We start from the raw sequence: 25,803 nt of genomic DNA, 5'->3' as shown, positions 1-25,803 counted from the left end.
ACCGCCCGCATGTACCGGTATGATGAGTTCGACCACGATTTCGTAAGGGCGCGCGTCGCCGAGTTCCGCGACCAGGTCGAGCGCCGGCTGGCGGGCGAGATTACGGAAGACCAGTTCAAGCCGCTGCGGCTGATGAACGGCGTCTATCTCCAGCTCCACGCCTATATGCTGCGCGTCGCGATCCCCTACGGGACGCTGAACAGCCGGCAGCTGCGGATGCTGGCGCACATTGCGCGCVCCYACGACAAGGGCTACGGCCATTTTACCACGCGCCAGAACATCCAGTTCAACTGGCCGGCGCTGTCGGACATACCAGCGATCCTGGATGAGCTGGCGACGGTCGAGATGCACGCGCTGCAGACGTCCGGCAACTGCATCCGCAACGTGACGGCCGATCACTTCGCCGGCGCGGCGGCCGATGAGGTCGCCGACCCGCGCCCCTATGCCGAGATCCTGCGGCAGTGGTCTTCGGTGCATCCCGAATTTTCCTACCTGCCGCGCAAGTTCAAGATCGCGGTGACGGGCGCTGCGCGCGACCGCGCAGCGATCCAGACGCACGACATCGGCCTGCACCTGAAGCGCAACGACGCGGGTGAACTCGGCTTTGCGGTCTATGTCGGCGGCGGTCAGGGCCGCACACCGATGATCGCCAAGAAGATCCGCGACTTCCTGCCGGAGAAGGACCTGCTTGCCTATGTGACGGCGATCCTGCGCGTCTACAACCTGCACGGCCGCCGCGACAACAAGTACAAGGCGCGCATCAAGATCCTCGTCCACGAGACCGGCACAGAGCAGCTGACCGGCTGGATCGAACAGGAGTTCGAGGCGCTGAAGGATGGCGAACTGACACTGCCGGAAGACGACATCCGCGCCATCCAGGCCTACTTTGCTCCCCCTGCCCTGCCAGCGCGGCCGGAAGGCGATGCGGCGCTGCGCGAGGCGCAGGCCGACAGCCGCAGCTTGGCGGCCTGGCTGAAGCGCAACGTCACCACCCATCGCAACCCGGATTATGCCGCCGTCACCATCTCGCTCAAGGGCACCGGGGAGGCGCCGGGCGACGCCACCGCCGAGCAGATGGACGCGGTTGCGGAACTGGCGGAGCGCTACGCCTTCGACGAGATCCGCGTCAGTCACGAGCAGAACCTGATCCTGCCCCATGTGGCGCGCGCTGACCTCAAGGCCGTATATGACCGGCTGGTCGAGTTCGGGCTGGAGACGCCGAATGCCGGTCTCATCACCGACATCATTTCCTGCCCCGGCCTCGACTACTGCGCGCTTGCCACCGCGCGTTCGATTTCGGTCGCGCAGGATCTTTCCCAACGCTTCGCCTCGCTGGAGCGGCAGGAGAACATTGGTGAGCTGAGGGTGAAGATCTCGGGCTGCATCAACGCCTGCGGCCATCACCATGTCGGCCACATCGGCATCCTTGGCGTCGAGAAGAAGGGCTCCGAGCTCTATCAGGTGACGCTCGGGGGCTCGGCGGACGAAAACACCTCGATCGGCGAGATCGTCGGCCGCGGCTTCAGCGCCGAGGAGATCGGGCCGGCGATCGAAACGATCGTCGAGACCTATCTTGCCTGGCGGCAGGACCCGTCCGAGACCTTCCTGCAGGCCTATCGCCGGCTCGGGCCCCAGCCGTTCAAGGAGGCCCTCTATGGCGCCGAAGCCAGGGCAGCCTGACGCGGCGACCCGCGCTGCTGCCCTGAACGAACGGTTTGGCACTGCCGAACCGCAGACAATCATTGCGGCGACGCTCGAAGAATTCGGCGCGGACGAGGTGGCGGTTGTGTCCTCGTTCGGCGCGGATTCGGCCGTCCTGCTGCACATGATTTCCGCAATTGACCGCAACCTGCCGGTCGTCTTTCTCGATACCGGAAAGCATTTCGAGGAAACGCTGCGCTACCGCGACGATCTGATCGCCGATCTCGGGCTTACCAACCTCGTAATCGTCTCTCCGGAAGAAGCGGCGCTCGCCAGCGCTGACCGAACGGGCGACCTGCATAAAAACGACGTCGAGGGCTGCTGCGCGATCCGCAAGGTCGAGCCGATGGCGCGGGGCGTCGCGCCCTATCGTGCCTGGTTCACAGGCCGCAAGCGCTTCCAGGCGGGAACGCGCGCGGCGATGCCCGTGTTCGAGACGGTCGAGCCGCGGGTGCGCGTCAACCCGCTGGCCGGGTGGAACGCAGACATGCTGGTCGCCTACATGGAACAGCATGAACTGCGCCCGAATCCGCTGGTTGCATTCGGCTATTTCTCGATCGGCTGCTTTCCCTGCACCCAGCCGACCAGAGCGGGGGAAGACCCGCGCTCAGGCCGCTGGGCCGGGCAGGCCAAAACCGAATGCGGCATCCATCTTGGCGGGCTGAACCGCTCGCTCGCCACAAAAGACCTTCAGGAAACGACCCGATGAGCGAAACAGACGCGCCCGCAATCCGCCTCTGGACCGAGGAAGGATTTCGCGACGACCAGTGGATCCGCGCGGAGGATGCGCAGGCGCTTGCCGGCAATCTCGGCGTGATCCTGCCGCTCGCAGCGTTCCTTGCGCTCGACGAGACGACACGGACGGAAAATGCAGCGCGGCTCGGCGTTCATCTCGAGCCTGGCGAGCAGATCGCGGCGATTGTGCCGTTCCTTGCCACCCTGCCGCTCGTTTCGCTCGGCTTCCCGGCCTTCAACGACGGGCGCAGCTATTCGAAGGCACAGCTCCTGCGCACGCGGCACGGCTACAAGGGCGCGATCCGCGCCTCAGGCGAGGTCCTCATCGACCAGATCCCGCTGATGCTGCGCACCGGCTTTTCCGAGTTCGAGGTCAGCAACGAGACGGCGTTGAAGCGGCTGGAGGAAGGCCGGGTTGGCGGGATTGCCCAGCGTTACCAACCGGCAGCGCGCGCCGAGGCTGCCGCAACGGGATTTTCCTGGCGACGGAAGGCGCTTGCCTGAGGCTTTTCGCCGTCCAAGGGTTGCATCCGCGGCCAGCGGGTTTATATCCATCTCATCCAAGACGCTGTCGGGTCCGGACCACTTTCCGATCCCTTCCCTGAATTCGTGACGAGCGTCATACCGCCGGATCGCCGATTGCGATCCAATCCATGTCCTCCATGTCAGATGTACATGCCGGGCGAACCCGTAACTGTAGGATTTGATTTTGCAGGTCATCGTACGTGACAACAATGTCGACCAGGCGCTGCGCGCTCTGAAGAAGAAGCTGCAGCGCGAAGGCGTCTTCCGCGAGATGAAGGCGCGCCGCTCCTATGAAAAGCCGTCGGAAAAGCGCGTTCGCGAAAAGGCGGAAGCCGTGCGCCGTGCGCGTAAGCTCGCCCGCAAGCAGGCACAGCGCGAAGGCCTCCTGCCGGCTCCCAAGCGCAAGGGCCCTGCCCGTCCGGCTCGCCCGTCGGCTGCCAGCGCGGCATAATGTTTCAAACGTGGCGACCGGACGCGTTCACCCGCACCCGGTCAGCCATCGCCTGTCGATGTCAATCGCGGGATTTGCGCGTAGCGGTCTCGGCGAGATCAAGCCGCTTGAGAAGATTGCAGAACTTCTCTGACGTCTCGGTGATTGGCCTGAAATCCTGATACTTTGCAAGAAAGCGGCGGTTCGTATCCGCGCCAAGCTCCTTACGGATCATCTCAGGCAACCCCCCTTTGCCGCTGGTCATTGCCTTCGTATGGTTCATGTTTTCCATTCCGTAGTTGCAATGCGAAAAGTCCCAGCCGGTTGAATTGTTCCGGTTACCTTGCGTTCAGCTTCATGAGACAGCAGATAAGGTAAAATTTTACTTAAGTGCCCGAGACCGGCTTTGGGGCTGCCCTCTGGTGTGTGCATCAGAGGCGTGAAAAAGCCGGGCCCGTTGCCAGACCCGGCTGCATCACCAACGCCGGAACGCGGCTAAAGTTCCAGCACCAGATACTCGTCTTCGACCGAAATCTTGTAGACCTCGGTCTGATACGGCCCCTCAACCAGTGCCGCACCGCGCTCCACCTTCACGTCATAACTTTTCACGCGCGTGCGCGACGGATCGCACCAGGATTTTCCGGTGCGAAGGTCGAACTCCCAGCCGTGCCACGGGCAGCGCACCAGCTCGCCGTGGCGCGATAGGCGCACCACGCCCGGCGTATCGGATTCGATCAGCGGAACGACGCTGCCGCGGCACAGATCCGCGCCCTCATGCGGGCAACGGTTGGCGATCGCCAGATACTCGCCCTTGACGTTGAAGATCGCGATGGCGCGACCCTCGACGTTGACGAGTTTCGACTTGCCCTCGGCAATTTCATCGACGCGGGCGACCACATGGCGCGATGCTTCGCGCTTCGGACGCGCCTTTACTTCTGCCTGTGCGCTCGTCATTGCAGTCGGAACAGCTTCATCGCGTTGTCACGGAAGATCGCGTTCTTCTCGGCCGGCGTCAGCGGGACCTTGAAGGCATAGCGCGGATCGTCAAAGTCCCAGTGCGGGTAGTCGGTCGAGAACATCAGCCGGTCCGGGCCGATCCAGCGCAGGATGTCAAGAAGGTGCGTGTTCTTCTCCGGCTCCTCGATCGGCTGGGTCGTGTACCAGAAGTTCTCGGCCGCATATTCCGACGGCTTGCGCTTCACATGCGGGACTTCGCTGCGCATGCGCTTCCACTCGCGGTCCATGCGCCAGAACAGCGACGGCAGCCACGAGAAGCCGCCCTCGACGAGAACGATCTTCAGCTTCGGGAACTGCTCGAACACCCCTTCCAGAATCATGCTGGACATGACCGTCTGCAGGCTGTTCGAGGCAGCGAAGTGCTCCTCGAGATAAAACGAAGTCCAGCCAGACGGCGTGTTCGGGCGATAGCCGAACGCGCTGGTGTGCAGGCCGATCGGCAGGCCGTAGTGCTCGGCAGCCTCGTAGATCGGCCAGTAGCGCTTGCGCCCGGCCGGCTCGATGGTGCGCGGCGGCATCGCGATCTGCACGAAACGGCGGTCGGTGACGCGCTTGTCGATCTCGGCGACGGCTTCCTTCGCATCCTCCTGCGGGATGCAGATCGATGCACGCAGCCGCGGCTCGGGACCGGCGAACTTGTCGATCTGCCAGTCGTTCAGGGCGCTGCAGAGGGCTGCACCCAGCTCCATGTTGAAGGCGACACTGCCCGCAGCGAGCGGCTGCAGGATGCCGATCTCGATATTGCACTGCTCGAGCAGCTGCTCGCGCAGGAAATCGAGGTCGGAAGCCGGAGGACCGCCCGCCGGCGGCCAGGAGTCACGGCGCATGCCGTTGCCCGGCGTCAGGCGCGGATAGGGCAGCGTGCCCAGCAGCGGATTGGCGCTGCGGATCGCGTAGTCTCGCACATGCTGCTTCCAGCGCTCCGGCAGGTAGTCGCTGAGCTGGTCGGGACGGCTGAAGGCCGGGTGGACGTCACAGTCCACGACGCCCAGCGTTTCCGCCTTGTCTTCGGTGCGCTCAAGTACGGACGATTCCATGGTCAGCCTCCAAGTCTCGGATAGGCGGCGAGGATGTTGTCGCGCAGCAGCTTTGCCAGCGTCGCATCCGGAATGCCTTCCGGCAATACATCCAGGCCCTCGAAGTTCCAGTGCGGGTAGTCCGACGAGAACAGCAGCATCTCGTCGCTCAGCAGGTGATCGAGCGCCTTCGGCACCTCGGCCGGGTCATCCGGCAGGTCGAACGGCTGCGTGGTCATGCGCACATGGCGGCGGATGATGTCGGCCGGGGCGTCCTTGACCCATGGCACCTCGATGCGCGCGCCGCGCCAGTCCTTGGACATGCGCCACATTAGCGGCGGCACCCAGGTCACGCCGGACTCGATCGCAACCGCCTTGAGCTGCGGATATTTGGTGAAGACACCTTCCGAGATCAGGCTGGCGATCTGCGTCGCAAAGCCCTGCGTGTGCGCGAGGTGGTCCTCGATCAGGAAAGAGTGGAAGCCGCTGTGGCTCGGCGCGTTGCGGTAGTTGGATCCGGCGTGGATGCCGAGCTGCAGCCCGTGCTTCTCCGCCGCCTCATAGATCGGCCAGTAGATGCGCCGGCCTAGCGGCAGTTCGGTCGCCGACAGGGTCAGGATCTGCACGAAGCGCTTGTCGTCGGCGAGGCGCTCGATTTCCTCGACCGCAGCCTCGACGTTCTGGAACGGAACCAGCATCGAAGCGCGCAGGCGCGAGTCGCGGTTCAGCCACTTGTCGATCAGCCAGTCATTGGTCGCGCGGCAGATGGCGGCGGAAAGATACGGATCGAACAGCGCATGCGCGCCCGACACCACGTTGAGGATAGCAAGATCCAGCTTGAGCGGATCGAGCAGGTTCTTCTGCATCGCCTCGAGCGGGTCGCCGCCGTTCACCTTCCAGTCCGGGCGCATGTAGGGCAGCGTGCGCTCGGGGAACGAGTTCATCTCGAGGACGTCCACCTCACGGGTCGTGACGATCTCCTTCCAGTAATCGTCCAGGTACGGCAGCAGGTCGGCCCGGCGCGGTGACGGAGGATGGACGTCGCAGTCGATCGCCCCGGTGGTGTCAAACTTGGCCATCTTTGTATGCATCTCACCTATGCTTAACAACTAAAACACTTGCGCAGGCTGGGGGCTTCGCGTCACGCGGCCTGCACCTCAATCGCATCCTCACGGACGAATTCGGACGCCTTCTCGGCGATCATGACGGTTGCCGCCTGGGTGTTGCCGGAGACGATCGTCGGCATCACCGATGCGTCGGCAATGCGCAGGCCCGAGAGCCCGTGGACCCGCAGGCGGTCATCAACGACGGCCATGCGGTCGCGGCCCATCTTGCAGGTGCCGACCGGGTGGAAGGTCGTGTAGACGCTCTCGCGGGCATAGGCGATTAGCTCGTCACGCGACTGCACGGCTGCCGTCGGCTGGATTTCCTGCGGCTCGAAGCGCGCCATCGCCGCGCCGTTTGCGATCTTGCGCACCAGCTCGACCGAGCGGACCGCGATGTCGAGCTCAGACTCCTCGCGCAGATAATTGTGCAGGATGCGCGGCTGCTCCGCCGGGTTGGTGCTGCCGATGTGGCAGTAGCCGCGGCTCTCTGGCCGCAGGATGCAGACCGACGAGGTGATGCCCGGGAAATCGTGCGGCGTGCCACCGAAGCTGGGCGAGGTCGCGCCCGAGACGTGGATCTGGATGTCGGGCGCCGGCGCATGCGGATCGGTCTTGGCAAACACGCCGAGCAGGGTGGGCGAGCCGCTGAGCGGGCCGGTGCGGGTCGCAAGGTAGCGCGCGCCGAGCATCATCTTGCCGAAGCGCGAGCTGACGTGGCTGTTGAGCGTCCTGGTGTTCTTCAGCCGGTGCTGGACGCGGATGTGCCAGTGGTCCTGAAGGTTTTCGCCAACGCCCGGCAGCTCGTGCCGGGTCTCGATGCCGGCAGAGGAGAGCACCCTCGGATCGCCAACGCCCGAGCGCTCGAGGATCGCCGGCGTGCCGTAGGCGCCAGCGGCGAGGATAATCTCGACCGAGGCCGAGACTTCCACCTGCCTGTCGCCAAGCCGGAAGACGACGCCCTTTGCTCGGCTGCCGTCGAAGCTGATCCGGTCCACAAGCGCGCCGGTGACCACTTCGAGATTGCGGCGGTTGCGCACCGGATCGAGAAAGGCGCGCGCCGTCGAATGGCGGCGGCCGTTGCGGATGGTGGCCACGAACCAGGCAACACCCTCGTTGTCGCCGTCATTGTAGTCGTCATTGGCCGGGATGCCGAGGTCGATCGCCGCCTGGCGATAGGCCTGCAGCGCCTCCCAACGCACATTGGGGTCGGACACCGCCCATTCGCCATCGCTGCCATGCGCCTCCGCCGGCCGGTGGAAGGCTTCGGAGCGCCGGAAGTATGGCAGCACGCTTTCCCATGACCAGCCGCGGTTCCCCAGCTGCGCCCACTGGTCGTAGTCGTAGGCGTGTCCGCGCACGTAGATCAGCCCATTGATGGCGGAGCTGCCGCCAAGCATCCTGCCGCGCGGGAGAGCGAAGGAGCGGCCGTTGCAGTAGGGCTCCGGTTCGCTCTTGTAGCACCAGTCGTAGCGCGGGCGGCCGATCATGTAGGCCAGGCCCATCGGCATGTCGACGTAGAAGCCGCGGCCCTCGCCGCCGCCTTCGATCAGCAGCACGTCGTTGGATGGATCAGCCGACAGCCGATTGGCCAGTACACAACCAGCCGTGCCACCGCCGACGATGATGTAGGTAAAGGGTCGGGAGCGATCGAACACGCTCATGCAATTTCCTCCTCCGCCAGCCTGACCGCACAGCCTGCTCCTCCAAGCAGGACCGCCGGTTCCGCCTCCCTGGCCAGCGCGAAGATCATCGCACAGCAGGCCCCTCGGCGGAAAGCTCGCGCAAACAACTTAACGTAATAATGTATACATTGGAACGTCCTTGTTATACGTTCAGGGATGGCAGGATGCCGCGCCCGGGGGGAGACTGGGCGAGCGTCCCGCTGAGCCAAAAGCTTATCTGGGAGGTTCAATAGATGAGCGACACACGGGACGCATCGGCGTCCTCTTCTCATTTCACGATTAATCGCCGCGCACTGCTTGGGGCAGGTGCAGCGCTCGGTGCATCGATGATGCTGCCGACAAGCGGCTTCGCGCAGGGCACGCCAACTTCGGGCGGCACCCTGCGCATTGCGATGCCCTACAATCCGGCTGCGCTCGACCCGATTACCGGCCGCAACATTCCCGACTTCAACGCGCTCTACGCGCTGTTCGACGCGCTGATCGGCTATGACCCCGACACGCTCGAACTCGAGCCGATGCTGGCGAAGGACTGGAACTTCACCGACAGCAAGACGCTGGTGCTGAACCTCGTCGAGGGCGTGGAGTTCCACGACGGCACGCCGTTCGACGCGGAGGCCGTGAAGTTCAACCTCGAACGCTCGATGAGCGACCCGCGCTCCAACGTGCAGTCCGACCTTGCCTCGGTCGAGAGCATCGAGGCGACCGGCACGCACCAGGTGACGATCCGCCTGAAGCAGGAGAACTATTCGCTGCCGACGATCCTGACTGGTCGGGCGGGCTGCATCGTTTCGCCCGCGTCGATCAAGGCGGCGGCAGACGGCAATGTCGACCGCAATCCGGTCGGCACCGGTCCGTTCAAGTTCGTCGAGTGGCGCGACAACGACCTGATCCGCGTCGAGAAGAACCCGAAATACTGGCAGGCGGGCCTGCCCTATCTCGACGGCATCGACTTCCGCATCATCAACGAGCTCAACACGGGCGCGCGCACGGTGAGCGCGGGCGAAACCGACCTTGCCCTCAATCTGGCGGCTCAGCAGATCGCGACCGCGCGGCGCAACGAGGAGCTGGTCGCCGAGGCGAAGCCCTCGATGATCTTCTTCACGCTGATGCTCAACTTCTCCAAGCCGCCGCTCGACGACGTGCGCGTGCGCCAGGCGATGAACTATGCGATCAACCGCGAGGAACTGAACACGGTGCTGATGCTCGGCCTCGGCGAGCCCACATCGACCATGTTCCCGTCGGACTTCTGGGCCGTCGACAAGGACACCGCGCACTACTACCAGCACGACCCGGAGAAGGCGAAGGCGCTGCTCGCTGAAGCCGGCCATCCGAACGGCGTCGAGATCGAGGCCTGGAGCTGGCCGGACCAGACGTCGATCCAGCGCATCGAGCTCATCGGCAACCAGCTCGAGCAGGCGGGCATCCGCCTCAAGATCACCCCGTCGCCGCCGCAGGTGGTGAACCAGCACTTCTACATGGAAGGCAAGGGCTCGCTGATCCTCAACCCGCAGGGCGGCTGGCTTGATCCGAGCCAGACCTACGACCGCCTGTTCGGTGCCAAGGGCCAGTTCAACGCGGGCAAGACGGAAGACCCGAAGTTCCGCGAGCTGCTGGACGCGACTGCGAAGTCGGCCGACCCGGATGAACGTGCGGAGGCCTTCGCGGCGCTGCAGAAGTTCGTCGTCGAGCAGGCGCTGCACGTGCCGCTCTACACGTCCTCGGCTATGTCGGTGCGCAACAAGAAGGTGCAGGACTTCCGCTACGACCGCCTGCATTCGCCGCGCTTCCACCGCGTGTGGCTGAAGCAGGACGCGTGAGGGCACTGCCCTGATGAGACGGGCGGACGTGGCAGGTTTCTGAGACGTCCGCCGCGTTCTGCACGAAGCTTGATTGGCAGAAGAGAGGAGCCCGGCGATGAAGCCGGGCTTTTTCGTGTCGGACCGGGGTTTGTTTCGGCGCTGGCGAAGCTCGGGTCGGTCGGTGGGCGGGCGACACAGAGCGGAAGATCGCAGGCGCGCCTCTGGTCCTTGCCCGTGGACGGTTCTTGCCGGAGCGAAGATCGCGAGCGTTGCCGCTCCATGAGCCCCCTCCACCATGCTTCGCATGGTTCCCCTCCCCCGCGTTGCGGGGGAGGATCCGGGGGCAGTGCCCGCGGTTATGCCCATTCACCTTTTCGGTTCAGGCATCGATCCTCGGGTCAGGCCCGAGGATGACGAAGTTGAGATGGACGCGCGACGCTGCGGGCCCCGTAGGCTGAAATGCTGCCAGGCTCGACGTGACGTTTCTGCCGCTGCGGAGCTGAGACGTCATTCAGGTCATTTCGACATTTCCGTCTCGTCATCGTCGGCCTTGAGCCGACGATCCATGCCTGAACGTCTGCGCCCGCGCGGCGATGGTGTCTGCCCGACGCCTCAGTTCTTCTTGACCGTCGGATCAAGCAGCACGCGGATCGACTCGCCGAGCGTGTTGAAGGCAAGCGCCGTGAAGAGGATCGCGAAGCCCGGGGCATACATCTGCTCGGGCGCGACCTCGACATAATGGTAGGCGCGGGCAAGCATGCCGCCCCAGCTCGATTCCGGCGGCTGGACGCCGAGCGAGAGGAAGCTCAGGCCCGCCTCGGCGAGGAGCGCCACCGCCAGCATCAGCGTGATCTCGACGATGACCGGCTGGATCGCGTTCGGGATGATGTGACGGACGATGAGGTGGAGACGGGAGGCGCCAAAGCCGACCGCGGCCTCGACATAGAGTGCGTTCTTCACCACCAAGGTCTGCGCGCGCATGGTGCGGGCAAGCACCGGCGCAAAGGCGAAACCCACCGCGATCATCGCATTCGTCAGGCCGATGCCCAGCGCGCCGGTGACGGCAACGGCCAGCACGATCGGCGGGAAGGCGAGCACGCCGTCGATGATGCGGCTGCCGACCTCGTCGACCCAGCCACCAACGAAACCAATGAAGACACCCATTGGCACGCCAATCAGGACGCCGATGCCGACGGCCAGCCCGGCGGCATAAAGCGCGTTGTAGGAGCCGTGCATCAGGCGGCTCAGCGTATCGCGGCCAAGGTCATCGGTGCCGAGCCAATGCTCGGCGCTCGGCGGCGCCAGCATGTCCATCAGGTTCTGCTGGTTGGGCTCGTAAGGCGCGATGACCGGCGCCAGCACCGCCGCCGCGACCAGCAGGACGATATAGGCGAGGCTGACGAGCGCGCGCTTGTCCGACCAGAGCCAGCGCCACAGGCTGAAGCGCGTGGGCGGCGGGATGCCGGATGCGGCAGCGGTGGCAGGGTTCGGCGTGGTCACGGTGTTCATGGAGATATCGGTCATGTCGAAGCCGCCACTCGGGGGTCAAAGATCGCGTTGAGGACGTCCACGATGAGGTTGGTGAAGATCACGACCAGCACCAGAACCAGCGCGACGCCCTGGACGACAGGGAAATCCTTGTTGAGCGCGGAATAGCTGATCAGGTTGCCGACGCCGGGAATCGCGAACACAGCTTCGACGATGACGGCGCTGGAGAACAGGCGGTTCACCTGCAGGCCGGCGATGGTGAGCATAGTGGCGGCGACGTTGCGCAGGCCGTGCTTCCAGAGGATCGAGCCGGAGCTCAGGCCCTTGGCGCGCAGGGTGCGGATATATTGCGAGCCCAGCACTTCGAGAAGGGCGCTGCGCACCTGGCGGGCAAGCACGGCGACAACGCCGGTGGACAGCGCAATTGCCGGGAGGGTCGCGAAGTAGAGCGCCTTGGCGGGCTCCTCGAAGAAGGAAGTCGCGCCGGTTGCCGGGAACCAGCGGTAGTTCAGCGAGAACAGGGTGACGAGCAGAATGCCGAGCCAGAAGTTCGGAACGGCGACGCCCAGCGAGGCGACGCTGGTGATGATCTTGTCGAGGGTCGTGCCCTGGCGGGTGGCGGCAAGAATGCCAAGCGGAATGCCGATGACGGCACCGACGATGAGCGCGTAGACGACGAGCAGGATCGTGTGCGGCAGGCGCGCGAGGATGAGGGTGAGAACCGACTCGTTGGAGAACAGCGAGCGGCCGAGATCACCGATCACGACATTGCCCAGCCAGGCGAAGTACTGCACCAGCATCGGCCGGTCGAAGCCGTAGATGCGGCGGATTTCCTCTACGCGTTCTTCGGTGGCGTAGTCGCCGGCGATCGTCACCGCCGGGTCGCCGGGCATCAGGTAGACAAGGGAAAAGACCACGAATGTGGCCACGATCATGACGGGCACGAGCTGAACCAGCCTTCGTGCGACCATCCCGGGAATGCCGTACATCATCCTGCTCCGTCGATCGGCAGTTTCGCGCCGGTTCACCCGGCGGCTCTGGCACCGGGATGTCCCCGGTGGAGACGGGACGGGCAGAACTGCCCGCCCCGAATCGTGATGGCTGGTCGGCTTATGCCTCGAGCCAGACCTTGTGGAAGCGTGGACGCTGCAGAAGGCTGAAGTCGAAGTTGTGCACCTTCGGCGAACGCACGATGATGCCGGCCGAGGTGAACTGCGGCAGGTGCAGCGCGTTTTCGAGGACGAAACGCTGCATCTTGTAGAGAACCTGCTGGCGCGCGGCGAAGTCGAACGTGTTCAGCGAGGCATCCGCGAGTTCACGGTAGCCGGGCAGTTCGAGCTTGGCCGCGTTGCGGTAGGCCGTTGCCGCGAAGTGGCGGTCGTAGGCGGTTGCCGGATCCGGGTTGCCACCGGTCGGCGACAGCAGCATGTGCCCCTTCTTCTCGTTGAGGAAGAACTGCATCGCCTGCGCCGGCTGGGACGGCGTCACCTTGAGGCGGATTCCAGCCTCGGCGAGCTGTGCGCTAACCACCTCCTGGCGCTGGACGGCAGCCTGGTCGGCCCAGGTGTGGGTCTCGATCTCGATGCCGTTCGCAAATCCGGCTTCCTTGAGCAGCGACTTCGCACGGTCGACGTCGAGCGTGTAGTAGTTCTCGGTCTCGGGATCGTTGGCCCAGAAGCCCGACGGGAACATCGAGCAGTTGCCGCCGCCGAGGCCGCCCCACAGCACCTGGTTAAGCACCGGCCGGTCGAGCGCCCAGTTCATCGCCTGGCGCACGCGCACGTCTGCCAGCGGGCTGCCTTCGCCGTAGTTGAGGAAGGCCGAGTAGTAGATCATCGAGGGGGTGGCTTCGGCGACGACGTTCGGGTCGCGCTTCGCCACGGCCATCTGCTGCGCGCTCATGTTGAGGGCGATGTCGGCCTCGCCCGCGGTCACGGCACGGACGGCGGTGTTGTGCTCGTTGATGATGCGCGCTTCGATCGCATCGAGGTACGGCGCATCACCCCAGTAGTTGGTGTTGCGAACGAGCTTGATGAGAGTGTTGTCCTGCCACTCGACGAACTTGAACGGGCCGGTGCCGACCGGGTTGCGGTCGACATTGCCACCCTCAGCAGCCTTGACGGATGCCGGCGAGACGATGCAGCCAGCGCGGTCGGCAAGCGTTGCCGGGAGCGATGCATCCGGGAACTTGAGCTTGAAGGTGACTTCGTACGGGCCGGTTGCCTCGCACTTCTCGACGACGGTCAGGTCCGACTTGACGTTGGACTTTTCATAGTTGCGGCAACGGTCGATGTGGAACACCACAGCGTCCGCGTTGAACGGCTCGCCGTCGTGGAACTCGACACCCTCGCGCAGCTTGACGACGAGCGTGGTCGGGTCGGCAAACTCCCACGACGTCGCCAGCATCGGTTGAAGCTCAAGCGTCTTCGGATCGAAGGAGATCAGCGCGTCGTAGAGCATCAACAGGGCGTTGAAGTCCGGGTTGTTGCGGCCCGCGATCGGATCCAGCGACGCCGGATTGTAGGGCATCACCACGCGGAGCGTGCCGCCGGTGCGCGGCTGCGGCGCCTGTGCGCGGGCCATTGCCGGCACAAGAAGCGTACCGCCGAGAGCGGCGGTGCCAGCCATCAGGCTGCGTCGGGTTAGATTCGGCAGTCTGCCGTAGAAATTGGTCGTCACGTCTTTCTTCTCCTCCATCAGAAATACCGGCCATCTCCCCGTGGCCGTCAGGTCAGCACCCCCGGCGCGGTGGTAGTCGCGACAACCGACCGATCCGTAAGACCAACATGCTCCGCCGCGCTCTCGCGCAGCATCTCCTCTGCAAAGTGGCAGGCCACATGCCGACCAGGCAGCAGTTCGCGCTGTTCGGGTTCCTGCGCGCGGCAGATGTCGCGCATGCGCGGGCAGCGCGTGTGGAAACGGCAGCCGCTCGGCGGATTGATCGCGCTCGGGATTTCGCCCTGCAGGATGATGCGCTTGCGCGCCTCGCCCAGCGCAGTGATCTCCGGCTCGGCGGAACGCAGCGCCTCGGTGTAGGGATGAAGCGGCGTCTCGATCACTTCGCGGGCGGGGCCGAACTCGACGATCTTGCCGAAATACATCACCGCGACGCGGTCGCTGATGTGCGAGACGACGCGCAGGTCGTGGCTGATGAAGACGTAGGTCAGGCCAAGTTCTTTCTGCAGCCTGTCGAACAGGTTGAGCATGTCGGCCTGGATCGACACGTCGAGCGCGGCGACCACCTCGTCGCAGACGATGACGTTCGGCTCGAGCATCAGGGCGCGGGCGATGTTGGCGCGCTGCTTCTGGCCGCCCGACAGCTCGTGCGGGTAGCGGTTGGCAAGCTCCGGCGACAGCGCGACGCGATCGAGCATCGCAAAGGCGCGGGCACGGCGCTCGGCCCGGGTGCCCTCACCCGCGATGTTGAGCGGTTCCATCACGCTCTGCAGGATGGTCATGCGCGGATCAAACGCCGCGTTCGGGTCCTGCGAGACGATTTGGTACTTGCGGCGATGTCGGTTGAGCTCGCGGCGCGTCAGGGTGAACGGGTTGACGTCGTCATGCAGGATGGTGCCGCCGCTCGGGGTGAGCAGGCAGACCATCGCGCGGCCGAGGGTCGACTTGCCCGAACCGGACTCGCCGATGACGCCAAAGATCTCGCCCTTCTCGACATTGAAGCTGACGCCATCGACGGCGCGGACCGCAGTGCCGCGCTTCGCATTTCCGAAGGTGACGCTCACGCCATCGACAGTGACGGCAGGACGGGTGCTGGTCAGGGCAGAAGTCATGCGCCGACCCTCTCAAGTTGCAGTTCTTCCCAACGATGGCACCGCACCTCGCGGTGGCCGGCGAGTTCGATGCGCTGCGGCTGCTCGCAGGCCGGAACTGCATGGCTGCAGCGCGGGCCGAAGCGGCAGCCCTGTGGCATCGCCCGCAGGGACGGCACACGGCCCGGGATCGACGGCAGCGTCCCGCGCGCGCGGCGGCTGTCGGGAATCGAGGACAGAAGGCCCGCCGTATAGGGATGGCGCGGATTGGCGATCACCTCGCGGACATTGCCGCTTTCGACGACCTGGCCCGCATACATCGTGATCATGCGGTGGCAGCTCTGGGCAACGAGGCCAAGATTGTGGGTGATGAACATGATCGCGGTGCCGGTGCGGTCGGCGAGATCGAGCAGCAGGTCCATGATCTGCGCCTGAATGGTGACGTCCAGCGCTGTGGTCGGCTCATCGGCGATGAGAAGCTGCGGCTCGCAAACCAGCGCCATCGCGATCATCACGCGCTGGCGCATGCCGCCCGACAGGCTCATCGGATAGCGGTCAGCGACGTGCCGCGGCGAGGCAATGCCCACCGAATCCAGCGCAGCCACCGCACGCTCGCGCGCCTCCTTCTTGCTGATGCGGAAGTGGCGCATCAGCGTTTCCTCGATCTGGTGGCCGACGGTGAACACCGGATCGAGCGCGCTCATCGGCTCCTGAAAGATCATCGAGATGTGCCGGCCGCGCACGCGGGACATCTGCGACTCGGTGTTGTCGACGAGGTTCTGACCGTTGAACATGATCCGCCCGCCGAGACGCGAATCGCGCGGCGGCAACAGGCGCAGGATCGACAGCGCGGTCATGGACTTGCCGCAGCCACTCTCACCGACGACGCCGAGGATCTCCCTCGGCTTCACCGAAAAACTTACATTGTTAAGAACTTCTACCCAGCCGTTCTGGTCGCGCAGGGACAAAGTGAGATTCTGGATGTCCAGAAGCGATTCCTGGCCATTCGTCGTGGCCCCGGCGAGCTGATTCATCCGGCGTCCGTTCCTCCATGCTGCCTGCAACTCACGCCGTGATGCAGGTGGCTATCCTGTTTCGGGGTACTGAAGCCCGGCTGCAGCATGGCTGCGCCGAGGCATCAGTCTCCGCTCCTCCCGATAACTAGTTCATGTATACAATACCCATGCGTGAGGGGGAAGGGCATTCTTGGCCTTCCAGCAAAAACCTCACGGTTCCGCCCATTGGAATGGCCGCACAGGCTGCCGCGACCGGAGAGAATGCAGCCGGAACCGAATTTCGTATACAGGACGGGCATTTATGCCGTGTTCGCCACCGTCCTTAAAGCGTCGACGAACGGCCATCTGCAAACCTTCCGCGTGATCGGCTAAGGTTCGGGAAGCGAGAAAAAGCTGAGGGGAGGAGAAGATGATGAACATATTTAGATGGGGCATCCTGTCGACGGCCAAGATCGCGCGCGAGTTCGTCATCCCGGCGATCCAGACCTCCGCGAATGGCAACGTGCATGCGATCGCCAGCCGCGATGAAGCGCGGGCGCGGGAGCTCGCCGACAGTGTCGGCGCGCCGCTCTCCTTCGGCAGCTATGAGGAGATGCTGGAGAGCGCGGAGATCGACGGCGTCTACATTCCGCTTCCCACCTCCCACCACGTCGAGTGGGCCGTGAAGGCAGCCAATGCCGGCAAGCATGTGCTGGTGGAAAAGCCGCTGGCATTGAAGGCAGAGGACATCGCCCGCGTGATCGACGCACGCGACCGCAGCGGCGTCATCGTCAGCGAGGCCTACATGGTGGTACACCACCCGCAGTGGCACAAGGTGCGCGAGCTGGTCTCTGCCGGTGAAATCGGGCGGCTACGGCATGTGCAAGGCGCGTTCAGCTATCACAATGTCGACCCGAACAACATGCGCAACCGGCCGGGGCTCGGCGGCGGGGCACTGCCGGACATCGGCGTATATCCGGTCGTCACGACGCGCTTCGTGACGGAGAAGGAGCCGGTGCGGGTGAACGCGAAAGTCGAGCGCGACCCCACCTTCGGCACCGACATCTATTCGACCGTCAGCGCCGAGTTCGACGGCTTCGACCTTTCCTTCTATGTCGCGACGCAGATGGCAGCGCGCCAGTCGATGGTGTTCCACGGCGACAAGGGCTTCATCGAGGTGGAGTCGCCGTTTAACGCCGGGGTCTACGGCGACCAGAAGATCGTGCTCTACAACCAGAACCACAGCGGCGGCACGAGTTTCCGCTTCCCCAACATCAATCAGTATCGGCTTGAGGCAGAGGCGTTCGTCGAGGCGGTGCGCGGACGTAGCGGCAGGATCTTCCCGCTCGAGGAGTCGGTGCGTAACCAGAAGGTCATCGACGCGATCTTCCGCTCAGGCGAGAGCGGCAAGCCGGAGGCCGTCTAGCGCAAGCGGCGGGGCAAACTCCGCCGCCCTTCCCTCTGCTACTTCGTCGGCATGCCTTTCGGGCGCAGGTGCCGCTTTTGCGCGGCAATGCGGAACGGTGCGTTCGGCGCGCCGTAGCCGGCATATCCGCCGCGCCGTTCGATGATCTCGAAGATCAGTCCCTCACCCCAAGTCGGCGCGTAGAGCTGGAAATACTCGCCGTGCTCGTCACGGTCATAGAGGATGTTTTCGGCGCGGATGCGGTCGGCAAGCTCGGGGTCGAGGCCGAAGCGGGCTTCAACGTCGTCATAGTAATTGCGCGACAGGGTCAGCGGGGAAAAGCCTGCCTTACGGAGTGCGGCGGCGGTGGCGAAGATGTCGTCGGTCGCGAAAGCGAGATGCTGAACGCTGGAACCGAAGCTCTCGGAGATGAAGCGGCCGGCGAGCGTGCGGCGGTTCTCGGCGCCGTTGAGGGTGAGACGGAAGGCGCCGTCCTCGCTCTCGATCACCTGGCTGCGCACGACGCCTGCCGGATCGATGACGTCGACCATCGGCGTCTTCCGGGTACGGAAGATCGAGGTGTAGAACAGCAGCCACGACAGCATGTCGCCCTGCTCCATCGTCTGACCGACATGGTCGACGCGGTTGAGGCCGGCGCCGGGATTTGCCGGCGTGCCCTGGACCGGGCGGAAGTCGACGTCCCAGATGCGGGACAGCTGCTCGCTGTCGTCGAGGAAATAGATGACGCTGCCGCCGACGCCGCGGATTGCGGGAATGCGCAGCTCGCCGGGCGGCACTTCCTGCTCGAAGCGCTCTGCACCCAGCGCGCAGGCGCGCTCGGCGGCGGCATGTGCGTCCTCGACCTTGAGGCAAAGGGCATAAACCGAGGTGCCGTGGACGAGGAACGAGGAGTGGGCAAAGCCCTTTTGCTCAATGTTGACGAGGATGTTGATGTCGCCCTGGCGCCAGTGGTCGACCGCCTTGGAGACATGGCGGCCGACATGGGCGAAGCCCAGCGACGTCAGCAGCTGCGCGATCGACTTCGCGCCCGCCTCGTCGGCGGCGAACTCGATGAAGGCAACGCCTTCGACGCCGACCGGCGCCGGCATCGGCGGCAGGTCGACCTTCAGAGCAGGTTCCTCACGGCGCACCTGGTCCATCAGCCAGACCAGCGAGCGATGCCCGTCATCGGCGACCGCGCGCGGCGAGCCGCCGCGGAACTGGTCATTGAAGATTTCGAGCGAGATGTAGCCGTCATAGCCCGTGGCAGTGACGGCGCGCATGAACTCGGCCACCGCCAGATCGCCCTCCCCCGGCATGTTGCGGTAGTGGCGGCTCCAGTAGAGCAGGTCCATGTCGATCGCCGGCGCATCGGCGAGCTGGACGAAGAAGATCTTGTCCTTCGGGATCGAGCGGATCGTGTTCGGGTCGATCTTGCGCGCGAGCGTGTGGAAGGAGTCGAGGATCAGGCCGATGTTGGGATGGTCGGCCCGGCGCACGATCTCCCATGCATCGCGGTGGTCACTGACATGGCGGCCCCAGGCGAGCGCCTCATAGCCGATGCGGATGCCCCGCTTTGCCGCCCGCTCGCCAAGCTCACGAAAATCGCCTGCGGCGCGGTCGATGCCGCCGAGCGAGATCGGCGACACGGACGAGCAGACCAGCATCAGATCGGTACCGAGTTCGCCCATCACGTCGAACTTGCGCTCGGCGCGGTCGAAGGCGCGCGAGCGCTGCGGCTCGGGCAGGCCCTCAAAATCGCGGAACGGCTGGTAGAGCGTAATCGCTAGCCCCTCGTCAGCCGCCATCTGCGCAACCTCGCGCGGCGAGCCGTCAAAGGCCAGAAAATCGTTCTCGAAAATCTCAATACCGTCGAAGCCGGCAGCGGCAATGGCGGCCAGCTTCTCGCGGAAATCTCCGCTGATAGAAACGGTGGCGATCGACGTCTTCATCGCTTCCCCCCGAAAATCCCTTACAGCCGATATTGCCCGGCGCCTCGCGTAACGGCAAATATCGTTCTGACCTTCCGCGTAACATGATGTTAAGGGCGGAGTCGGTTCATCTTTCGGGAACGGCAATGAGCGAGCTTACGCTTCGACAGGTCGAAGTCATCCGCGCAGTCATGCTGGCGGGAACGATCCAGGGGGCGGCACGGTTGCTGAATGTTTCGGCGCCGGGCATCTCGCGCCTCGTGCGGCACACGGAAGACCTCCTCGGCATTCGCCTGTTCGAGCGCAAGGCGGGGCTGTTCGTCCCCTCGCCCGAGGCAACCCCGATCTTCGAAATGGTGCATCAAGTGCACCGGCAGATGGACAACCTCAACACGGCGGTCGCGTCGCTGCGCAAGGGCGGCGACGTGCGGCTGACCTTCGCCTGCGCGCCGTCGATCGCCCAGTTCATCGCCGCGCGAGCGGCGCGCCACATCCGCAAGCGCTTCCCCGACCTCTACATCGACATGAACATCCTCAAGATCGAGGAGACGACCGACTATCTGCTGCTCGAGCGCGGCGAGTTCGTCATCATGAGCTCGGCGCTGGAGAACCCGGCGCTTGAGAACGTCAAGCTGGCCGACGGCCGGCTGGTCGCCATCGTGCCGGACAACCACCCGCTCGCCGAAAAGAAGGTGATCTCGGTGCATGACCTCGCGAAGGAGGATCTGGTCGGCGTCGACGCCGGCGACCCATATGGCGCAACGCTGGCACGGCCTTTCGCGCAGGAGGGGCTGAAGCCGACCTATGCCATGCGCGGCCGCTTCGCGCAAACGGTGGTGAGCTTCGTGCGCCATGGGCTCGGCGTTGCCGTCATCGACGAGTTTTCCGTCGCTGAGGTCTACATGCCGGGCATCACCCGCCGCCCGCTCGCGGAGGCAGCAAACATCTCGGCCTATGTCGTCTCGCGCAAAGGGCGGCAGCTTTCCTCCTTTGCCGAATTCGCGATCGCCCGCTTCCGGCAGGAACTGCTGAAAACCACTGCGCGGCAGGATCTCGAAACGCCGGCCTGACGACTGACCAGAGGGCCCATGCTCCATGATGGCAGCGAGGGCCGCGTCAGGCTCTGAGCCGGCGCTTTTGCAACTTCGGGTTCTTCCGCGCGGAATCCGCGAGAAGATAGTCAAGCAGCGCGGCGTAGCGCGCGGTGCGCGGCGCGCCTGCCGGACGCGCCAGGCCGATAACCGTGCCCGGCACATCGTCCTCGATCTCCAGAATGACGACGCGGTGGCCGTCATAGGTGATTGCACCGGCCGGGCGCTGAAACAAGAGGCCGTAGCCGAGGCCGCGGCCGACGAGGCAACGCGTCAGCTCGAAATTCGTTGTCGTGTGCCCGACGCGCGGCTTCAGCCCGAGCGCAGCAAAGATGTTTTCGGTGTTGCGCCGGGTTGGATTGCGGTCGAACAGGATCAGCGGCTCGYCCACGAGCTCGCTCAGGCTTACGCCGCCCCTTTGCGCAAGCGGATGGTGTTCGGCAACCATCACATAGGGCCGGAACTCGTGCAGCGGATCGAAGGCAAGCTGGGTCGATACGTCGACGCTGTAGAGCAGCGCCACATCAATGCGGCCCTGCAGCAGCATGTCGTCGAGCCGCGGCGCATCCGCCTCCTCGATTTCCAGAACGAGGTCCGGATGCATCTTCTGGAAATCCTCCATGATGCCCGGCAGGAAGAAGGGCGCGAGCGAGGAAAAGCAGCCGATCGCGAAGCGTCCCGACAGGCTCTGTGCGCTCTGACCCGCATCTGCCGCGAGCGCATCCACACCCGACAACACCAGCCGCGCATGGGAGAGCAGCCGCGAGCCGGCCTGCGTCAGGATCACGCCCTTGCCCTTGCGCCGTACGAACAGCTGGACACCCAGATGGTGCTCAAGCTCGTCGAGGGCGAGGGCAAGCGCCGAGGCGCTGACATGGCAGCGCGCTGCCGCGGCAGCCAGCGATCCCTCGCTCGCCACGGCGTCGAAATATTCCAGCTGGCGGATCGTGAACGGGATCATTTGCCTCCCCGGTTTTCCTTGGGTGTGTCGTCTTCAAAACATGTTTTACATAATAACTATCGTGATGGAAACTGCCGGCGTGTTTGGAGACATTCCGGGAGGAAGATCATGGTCAAGAATCTGGAGGAGGCGATTGCCAAGGCCGGCAATCCGGTGAAGCTGCTTTGGGAATCGCAGCAGCCGCCGTCAGTCGTTCCTCGCGTGGCGCAGGAATACCGCAACTGGCGCGACGAGCAGCTGGCCTGGCGCCGCACCGCTGTTCTCTACGATCAGTGCCACCACATGGCCGACCTCAACATCAAGGGGCCGGACGCGATGAAGCTGATCAGCGATCTCGCGGTCAACACCGTCGCCCATTTCCCTGTCGACATGGCCAAGCAGTTTGTGGCCGTGAACCATGACGGCTACGTCATCGGCGACAACATCCTGTTCCACCTCGAGGAGGACGAGTTCCAGGCCGTCGGCATTCCGACGTCGATCAACTGGATGCACTTCCACGCCGAAACCGGCGGCTACAACGTGCGCGTCTGGCGCGACGACAGCTCGGCCGTTCGCCAGGGCGACCCGGTCAACTATCGCTACCAGATCCAGGGTCCGGGCGCGATGGACATCATCCGCGAGGTGACCGGCGAAGAGCCGCCGAAGCTGAAGTTCTTCTACATGACCCGCTTCAACATCGCTGGCAAGGTTGTGCGCGCGCTGCGCCACGGCATGGCGGGCGAGCCGGGCTTCGAGATCTGGGGCCCGTGGGAAGACCGCGAGGCGGTGCACTCTGCCATCCTCGAGGCCGGCGAAAAGCATGGCATGGTGCAGGTCGGCGCGCGCGCCTACCACACCAACGCGCTCGAATCCGGCTGGCTGCCGCGTCCGCTGCCGGCGATCTACACCGGCGAGAAGATGAAGGCCTATCGCGAGTGGCTCGACGAGAAGGCTTACGAGACGACCGCTCCGCTCGGCGGCAGCTTCTACTCGGAAAACATCGAGGACTACTACTTCACCCCGTACGACCTCGACTACGGCCGCATCGTGGCCTTCGACCATGACTTCATCGGCCGCGAGGCGCTGGAGAAGATGGTTGCCGAGGGCCGCGACAAGGCGCGTGAAAAGGTCACCTTCGTTTGGAACGGCGACGACGTCGGCGCAGCCTACGCCTCGATGTTCAAGCCGGGCGTCGGTGCCAAGTTCATCAACCTGCCGATGTCGCTCTACGACACCTTCCACTTCGACCGTATCGAAGTTGACGGCAAGGTCGTCGGCCTGTCGACCTGGACCGGCTACTCGGCCAACGAGCGCGCCATGCTCTCGCTCGGCGTCATCGACAAGGCTTTTGCAACGCCGGGCACGGAAGTCACCCTCGTCTGGGGCGAGGACAAGCCGTCGTCCAAGCTGCAGGTCGAGGACCACGTGCAGGTGAAGATCCGCGCGACCGTCCAGCCGGCTCCGCTGGTTTCCAAGGCCCGCACGGAATACCGCTCGAACGCGGGCATCTGACGTTCCGGGCAAGCCGAACGAAGAAGGGCCACGGAGAAATCCGCGGCCCTTTTTGTTACCTGCTGAAGAATCCGCGCTTCTTTGCGGTCTGCTCGATCATGAGCAGGTTGAGATTTCCGTTGATATAGCTCGTGAGGAGATTTTCGACGCCCTCGTGAACGACCACGCTGCGGGAGATCCGTCCGGTTTGCATCAGCTGTGTCTCGTTCACCTCGCCAATCTGGCGTATGCGCGCGGTGCTGACACCTCCCGACTGGTCAAGATCGGCTTCGTTCATCAGGCCGACCTGGAGGATCGACGCAGAATTTTCTTCGCCACGCTGGCGGGCCTTTGCGATGTTCCGGCGACCGAACTGGTTGAGTTCGAGAATGTTGGTCGACGCCGCCTGCTCGGCGTAGAAGATGTTCAGCAGCCCGCTCTGCGTGCGGCGTATCACATCGACGTCGCCTGCGGCGGCCGGAGAAGCCCCGCCTCCAAGCAGGACGCCGGCAAGCAAGGCCAGCGTGAAATTGCGCTTCATCGATATCCCCTCGGAAGAAGAGGCGGCTATCGCCGCCCCATGCCTGCTAAAGATGCCCAGCCGGCGGGGCTGAACGACTGGTTGATATTGAGCGTCTGCTTCGAGCCCAGAAGTGCCGACACCGTGTTGTTCTGCTGCCCGGCCTGGGTGATCGTATACTTTCCATTCCCTCCGATAGCGACCACGGCAGCGGCATTGGCATAGCCGCCCTGCGTGATCGTCACGTTGCGATTTGCTTCGCCAGGCCGCAGGACGACAGCCTGCACGTTCACGAGCCCGTTCTGCCTGAACGTAGATCCATCGCCGGCGAAAGCAGACGGGACAGCGAACACCAACCCGACCAGCGCGGCTGGGTAGAGTACCTTTTTCATTTCTTAGGCCTCGTTCGATGAGGCCTTGCGACAGATAACGGCCGCAAGGCCATCAGGTTGATGCTTAGCGTTGCCTGTAAGAGTAATCGTTGCCGTAGCCACCCACGATGATGCCTTTCGTATTGAAAAGGCCCTTCTGCTCCAGCTTCACGTTTCCAAACGTACCCCCCTGGAACGCGCCAGCAACGTTTGCAAGGCCACTCTGTGACGAGCTGGCGGAATTCTTAAATCCCTCCTGCCAGACAATGCTCGTGTTGTTGCTAAGAGTTCCGCTCTGGGTCGTACTAGCCTTGTTAAAATTCCCCGTCTGAACGGCAGTGCTGGTGTTGAAACTTTTTGTTCCGCTTTGGGTGGCCGCAGCCTTATTGCGATCGCCACCCTGGTAGACGAATGCGTCATTCCGGGCTCCCGTCTGCTCAATCGACGCCCTGCCGCCAGAGCCAAGCTGGACGAGGTCGGCCGTATTCTTGGAACCCGTCTGGGTTCCGTGCACCTTGTTGTTTGTGCCGTAATCGATAACGATCGCCGTGTTGGACTGAGCCCAGGCTGACGTCCCCATTGCAGCAACGGCGAACGCGGCGATTGCGATTGTTTTCCGCATATTAGTAACCCCCACTGTTTTACTAGCCTCCCCCACCACGGAGCAGACGTCCTAAAATTAATCTCCGCTTAATACTTATCAATACTTATCGCGAACGCCGGCGCTTTACATGTTTTTAACCTTAAAGTGCGCATTTTTATCTAAATTCTATCTGCTCCAAAACGGTAGTGTCGCACGCATTCCGCATGCATCACTTACAAAAACACAGGCGACAATATTAATGAGAAACCGGACTGCTTTCTTTGCCTTATCCTTGTTCATTTCCTCGTCCGGTTATCTCGCGGCATTTCCAGCAATTGCTGCTGATGCGGATCCCGGCCATCATGAGAACCAAGCGGTACTGGCCTGTACTGGTGTCGGCAGCGGTTTCTTCCTAATTCCGGGAACGGATACTTGCCTGCGGATTGGCGGGCAGATCACGGCATGGCATGAAGTGAACCACGCCCGAAAAGATCTCTATGCTGAGACTTCTTATCTCGTGGATGCGCCGATGGTGGTCTACGATACCGTGGAACCAAGACCCCGGCCTGCAAAGCAGACAACCGAGTCGGTTCTCACCTTTACGACAGCGTCCATGACTGATCTCGGGCCGCTGTTGACCTTCAGCGAGCCTGAAAGGCGCCCACTCATCCGACACATCCATCCTTCACCTGGACCAGGCATTCATTGCAGCAGGTGGCTTCACCGTCGGGCGGCGGAAATCGTTCTTCGACTACTCCACCGGCTACAATTTCACGGAAGGCTACGCGTCGGACCGAACCACCAATCTGGCTGCCTATACGCACAGCCTCAGCGAAAAGGCATCCGTCACAGTCTCCCTTGAAGACAACAATGAGCGGCGGGTGGATGACGGCGTCTGGGCGCTGCGCGGGACCCAAAACCTGCCGGACCTCGTTGTTGCGGCGCGGGTGGACGACAACAGATGGGGCAACGCGCAGGTGAGCGTTGCCGTCCAGCAGCTCAGCGACGACCGCGTCACCGAATGCTGCGGGCCGCTGAGGTCGACGATCGCCTGGGCGGCATCGGCCGGCGTCGAGTTCAATCCGGTCATCCTGCGCCATGAGGGGCGCCTGCTACGATGGCGCCATGTCCTATCTCGGGGATTCGCCTTTCGTCACCGACTACATGGTCGATGGCGACGGCAAGATCGTGCGCACCAGCGGCTTCTCGC

24 protein-coding genes and 1 pseudogene are annotated in these 25,803 nt (G+C 63.8%); 10 read left to right on the top strand and 15 right to left on the bottom strand.

The window, feature by feature from the left end:
- The first annotated feature begins 9 nt into the window (after window positions 1-9).
- The 4 genes from L610_RS19605 to rpsU all read left to right on the top strand — a co-directional run bounded on the left by L610_RS19605 (window position 10) and on the right by rpsU (window position 3,412).
- Entirely contained in the window at window positions 10-1,680 is a 1,671-nt protein-coding gene (locus tag L610_RS19605; protein ID WP_144707032.1) for a nitrite/sulfite reductase, read from the top strand.
- Entirely contained in the window at window positions 1,655-2,410 is a 756-nt protein-coding gene (locus L610_RS19600; RefSeq protein ID WP_024846508.1) for a phosphoadenylyl-sulfate reductase, read from the top strand. Before L610_RS19605 ends, L610_RS19600 begins: the two co-directional genes overlap by 26 nt.
- Window positions 2,407-2,940, top strand: coding sequence for a DUF934 domain-containing protein (locus L610_RS19595; RefSeq protein ID WP_024846509.1), 534 nt, complete (start codon window positions 2,407-2,409; stop codon window positions 2,938-2,940). Before L610_RS19600 ends, L610_RS19595 begins: the two co-directional genes overlap by 4 nt.
- 205 nt (window positions 2,941-3,145) lie before the next feature.
- Entirely contained in the window at window positions 3,146-3,412 is a 267-nt protein-coding gene (rpsU, locus tag L610_RS19590) for a 30S ribosomal protein S21 (RefSeq protein ID WP_024846510.1), read from the top strand.
- Window positions 3,413-3,473: 61 nt separating this feature from the next.
- Here rpsU and L610_RS19585 read toward each other — a convergent pair whose 3' ends face one another.
- The 5 genes from L610_RS19585 to L610_RS19565 all read right to left on the bottom strand — a co-directional run bounded on the left by L610_RS19585 (window position 3,474) and on the right by L610_RS19565 (window position 8,191).
- Window positions 3,474-3,674, bottom strand: coding sequence for a hypothetical protein (locus tag L610_RS19585; RefSeq protein WP_034329087.1), 201 nt, complete (start codon window positions 3,672-3,674; stop codon window positions 3,474-3,476).
- Between the two features lie 212 nt (window positions 3,675-3,886).
- Complete coding sequence (locus L610_RS19580) at window positions 3,887-4,345, bottom strand: Rieske (2Fe-2S) protein (protein WP_024846512.1); 459 nt, start codon at window positions 4,343-4,345, stop codon at window positions 3,887-3,889.
- Entirely contained in the window at window positions 4,342-5,445 is a 1,104-nt protein-coding gene (locus tag L610_RS19575; protein WP_024846513.1) for an amidohydrolase family protein, read from the bottom strand. The genes L610_RS19580 and L610_RS19575 overlap by 4 nt, the downstream gene beginning before the upstream one ends.
- Before the next feature lie 2 nt (window positions 5,446-5,447).
- Window positions 5,448-6,503 carry an amidohydrolase family protein gene (locus L610_RS19570; RefSeq protein ID WP_024846514.1) on the bottom strand — a complete coding sequence of 352 codons (1,056 nt, stop codon included), beginning with the start codon at window positions 6,501-6,503 and terminating at the stop codon, window positions 5,448-5,450.
- A gap of 62 nt (window positions 6,504-6,565) precedes the next feature.
- On the bottom strand, window positions 6,566-8,191 hold the full coding sequence (locus L610_RS19565) for a GMC family oxidoreductase (RefSeq protein ID WP_024846515.1): 1,626 nt from the start codon (window positions 8,189-8,191) through the stop codon (window positions 6,566-6,568).
- Window positions 8,192-8,445: 254 nt separating this feature from the next.
- Here L610_RS19565 and L610_RS19560 point away from each other — a divergent pair, with 254 nt between their 5' ends.
- Window positions 8,446-10,029, top strand: coding sequence for an ABC transporter substrate-binding protein (locus L610_RS19560; protein ID WP_144707030.1), 1,584 nt, complete (start codon window positions 8,446-8,448; stop codon window positions 10,027-10,029).
- A 594-nt stretch (window positions 10,030-10,623) separates the two neighbouring features.
- On the opposite strand, the gene L610_RS19555 is transcribed toward L610_RS19560, so the two are convergent.
- From L610_RS19555 to L610_RS19535, 5 genes are all read right to left on the bottom strand, one after another.
- Window positions 10,624-11,535, bottom strand: coding sequence for an ABC transporter permease (locus L610_RS19555; RefSeq protein ID WP_024846517.1), 912 nt, complete (start codon window positions 11,533-11,535; stop codon window positions 10,624-10,626).
- Window positions 11,532-12,488 (bottom strand): ABC transporter permease, encoded by a 957-nt coding sequence (locus L610_RS19550; RefSeq protein ID WP_348601357.1) that lies wholly within the window; start codon window positions 12,486-12,488, stop codon window positions 11,532-11,534. Before L610_RS19550 ends, L610_RS19555 begins: the two co-directional genes overlap by 4 nt.
- 121 nt (window positions 12,489-12,609) lie before the next feature.
- Complete coding sequence (locus tag L610_RS19545; RefSeq protein ID WP_144707028.1) at window positions 12,610-14,178, bottom strand: ABC transporter substrate-binding protein; 1,569 nt, start codon at window positions 14,176-14,178, stop codon at window positions 12,610-12,612.
- Window positions 14,179-14,225: 47 nt separating this feature from the next.
- Entirely contained in the window at window positions 14,226-15,287 is a 1,062-nt protein-coding gene (locus L610_RS19540; protein WP_024846520.1) for an ABC transporter ATP-binding protein, read from the bottom strand.
- Entirely contained in the window at window positions 15,284-16,300 is a 1,017-nt protein-coding gene (locus L610_RS19535; protein ID WP_024846521.1) for an ABC transporter ATP-binding protein, read from the bottom strand. Before L610_RS19535 ends, L610_RS19540 begins: the two co-directional genes overlap by 4 nt.
- Before the next feature lie 400 nt (window positions 16,301-16,700).
- Between L610_RS19535 and L610_RS19530 the strand changes: the two genes are divergently transcribed.
- Window positions 16,701-17,687: a Gfo/Idh/MocA family protein gene (locus tag L610_RS19530; protein ID WP_144707078.1), complete on the top strand. Its 987-nt coding sequence runs from the start codon at window positions 16,701-16,703 to the stop codon at window positions 17,685-17,687.
- A gap of 38 nt (window positions 17,688-17,725) precedes the next feature.
- Here the strand turns inward: L610_RS19530 and L610_RS19525 are convergent, their stop codons facing one another.
- Window positions 17,726-19,618: a bifunctional sugar phosphate isomerase/epimerase/4-hydroxyphenylpyruvate dioxygenase family protein gene (locus L610_RS19525; protein ID WP_144707026.1), complete on the bottom strand. Its 1,893-nt coding sequence runs from the start codon at window positions 19,616-19,618 to the stop codon at window positions 17,726-17,728.
- Window positions 19,619-19,743: 125 nt separating this feature from the next.
- Here L610_RS19525 and L610_RS19520 point away from each other — a divergent pair, with 125 nt between their 5' ends.
- Window positions 19,744-20,667: a LysR family transcriptional regulator gene (locus L610_RS19520; RefSeq protein ID WP_144707024.1), complete on the top strand. Its 924-nt coding sequence runs from the start codon at window positions 19,744-19,746 to the stop codon at window positions 20,665-20,667.
- A 46-nt stretch (window positions 20,668-20,713) separates the two neighbouring features.
- Here L610_RS19520 and L610_RS19515 read toward each other — a convergent pair whose 3' ends face one another.
- Window positions 20,714-21,649 (bottom strand): LysR family transcriptional regulator, encoded by a 936-nt coding sequence (locus L610_RS19515; protein WP_144707022.1) that lies wholly within the window; start codon window positions 21,647-21,649, stop codon window positions 20,714-20,716.
- A gap of 108 nt (window positions 21,650-21,757) precedes the next feature.
- On the opposite strand from L610_RS19515, the gene L610_RS19510 reads away from it, so the two are divergent.
- Entirely contained in the window at window positions 21,758-23,140 is a 1,383-nt protein-coding gene (locus tag L610_RS19510) for an aminomethyltransferase family protein (RefSeq protein ID WP_210246030.1), read from the top strand.
- A gap of 55 nt (window positions 23,141-23,195) precedes the next feature.
- Here L610_RS19510 and L610_RS19505 read toward each other — a convergent pair whose 3' ends face one another.
- The 3 genes from L610_RS19505 to L610_RS19495 all read right to left on the bottom strand — a co-directional run bounded on the left by L610_RS19505 (window position 23,196) and on the right by L610_RS19495 (window position 24,632).
- Window positions 23,196-23,660, bottom strand: a complete 465-nt coding sequence (locus tag L610_RS19505; RefSeq protein WP_144707020.1) for a hypothetical protein — start codon at window positions 23,658-23,660, stop codon at window positions 23,196-23,198.
- Window positions 23,661-23,686: 26 nt separating this feature from the next.
- A complete protein-coding gene (locus tag L610_RS19500) occupies window positions 23,687-24,031 on the bottom strand; it encodes a hypothetical protein (protein WP_144707018.1) in 345 nt (114 codons plus the stop codon).
- 64 nt (window positions 24,032-24,095) lie between these two features.
- Entirely contained in the window at window positions 24,096-24,632 is a 537-nt protein-coding gene (locus L610_RS19495) for a hypothetical protein (RefSeq protein ID WP_144707016.1), read from the bottom strand.
- A gap of 109 nt (window positions 24,633-24,741) precedes the next feature.
- On the opposite strand from L610_RS19495, the pseudogene L610_RS20940 reads away from it, so the two are divergent.
- Window positions 24,742-25,230, top strand: a pseudogene (locus L610_RS20940) (porin); the annotation flags it as partial.
- Between the two features lie 13 nt (window positions 25,231-25,243).
- On the top strand, window positions 25,244-25,803 hold a 560-nt coding region (locus L610_RS20935), incomplete at its 3' end, for a porin (RefSeq protein WP_371713077.1).

Origin of the sequence: Aminobacter sp. J44, from assembly GCF_007829415.1 — a bacterium.
Taxonomy (GTDB): domain Bacteria; phylum Pseudomonadota; class Alphaproteobacteria; order Rhizobiales; family Rhizobiaceae; genus Aerobium.
The sequence above is the reverse complement of the archived record's forward strand: the minus strand, read 5'-3'. Positions and strand labels throughout refer to the sequence as shown.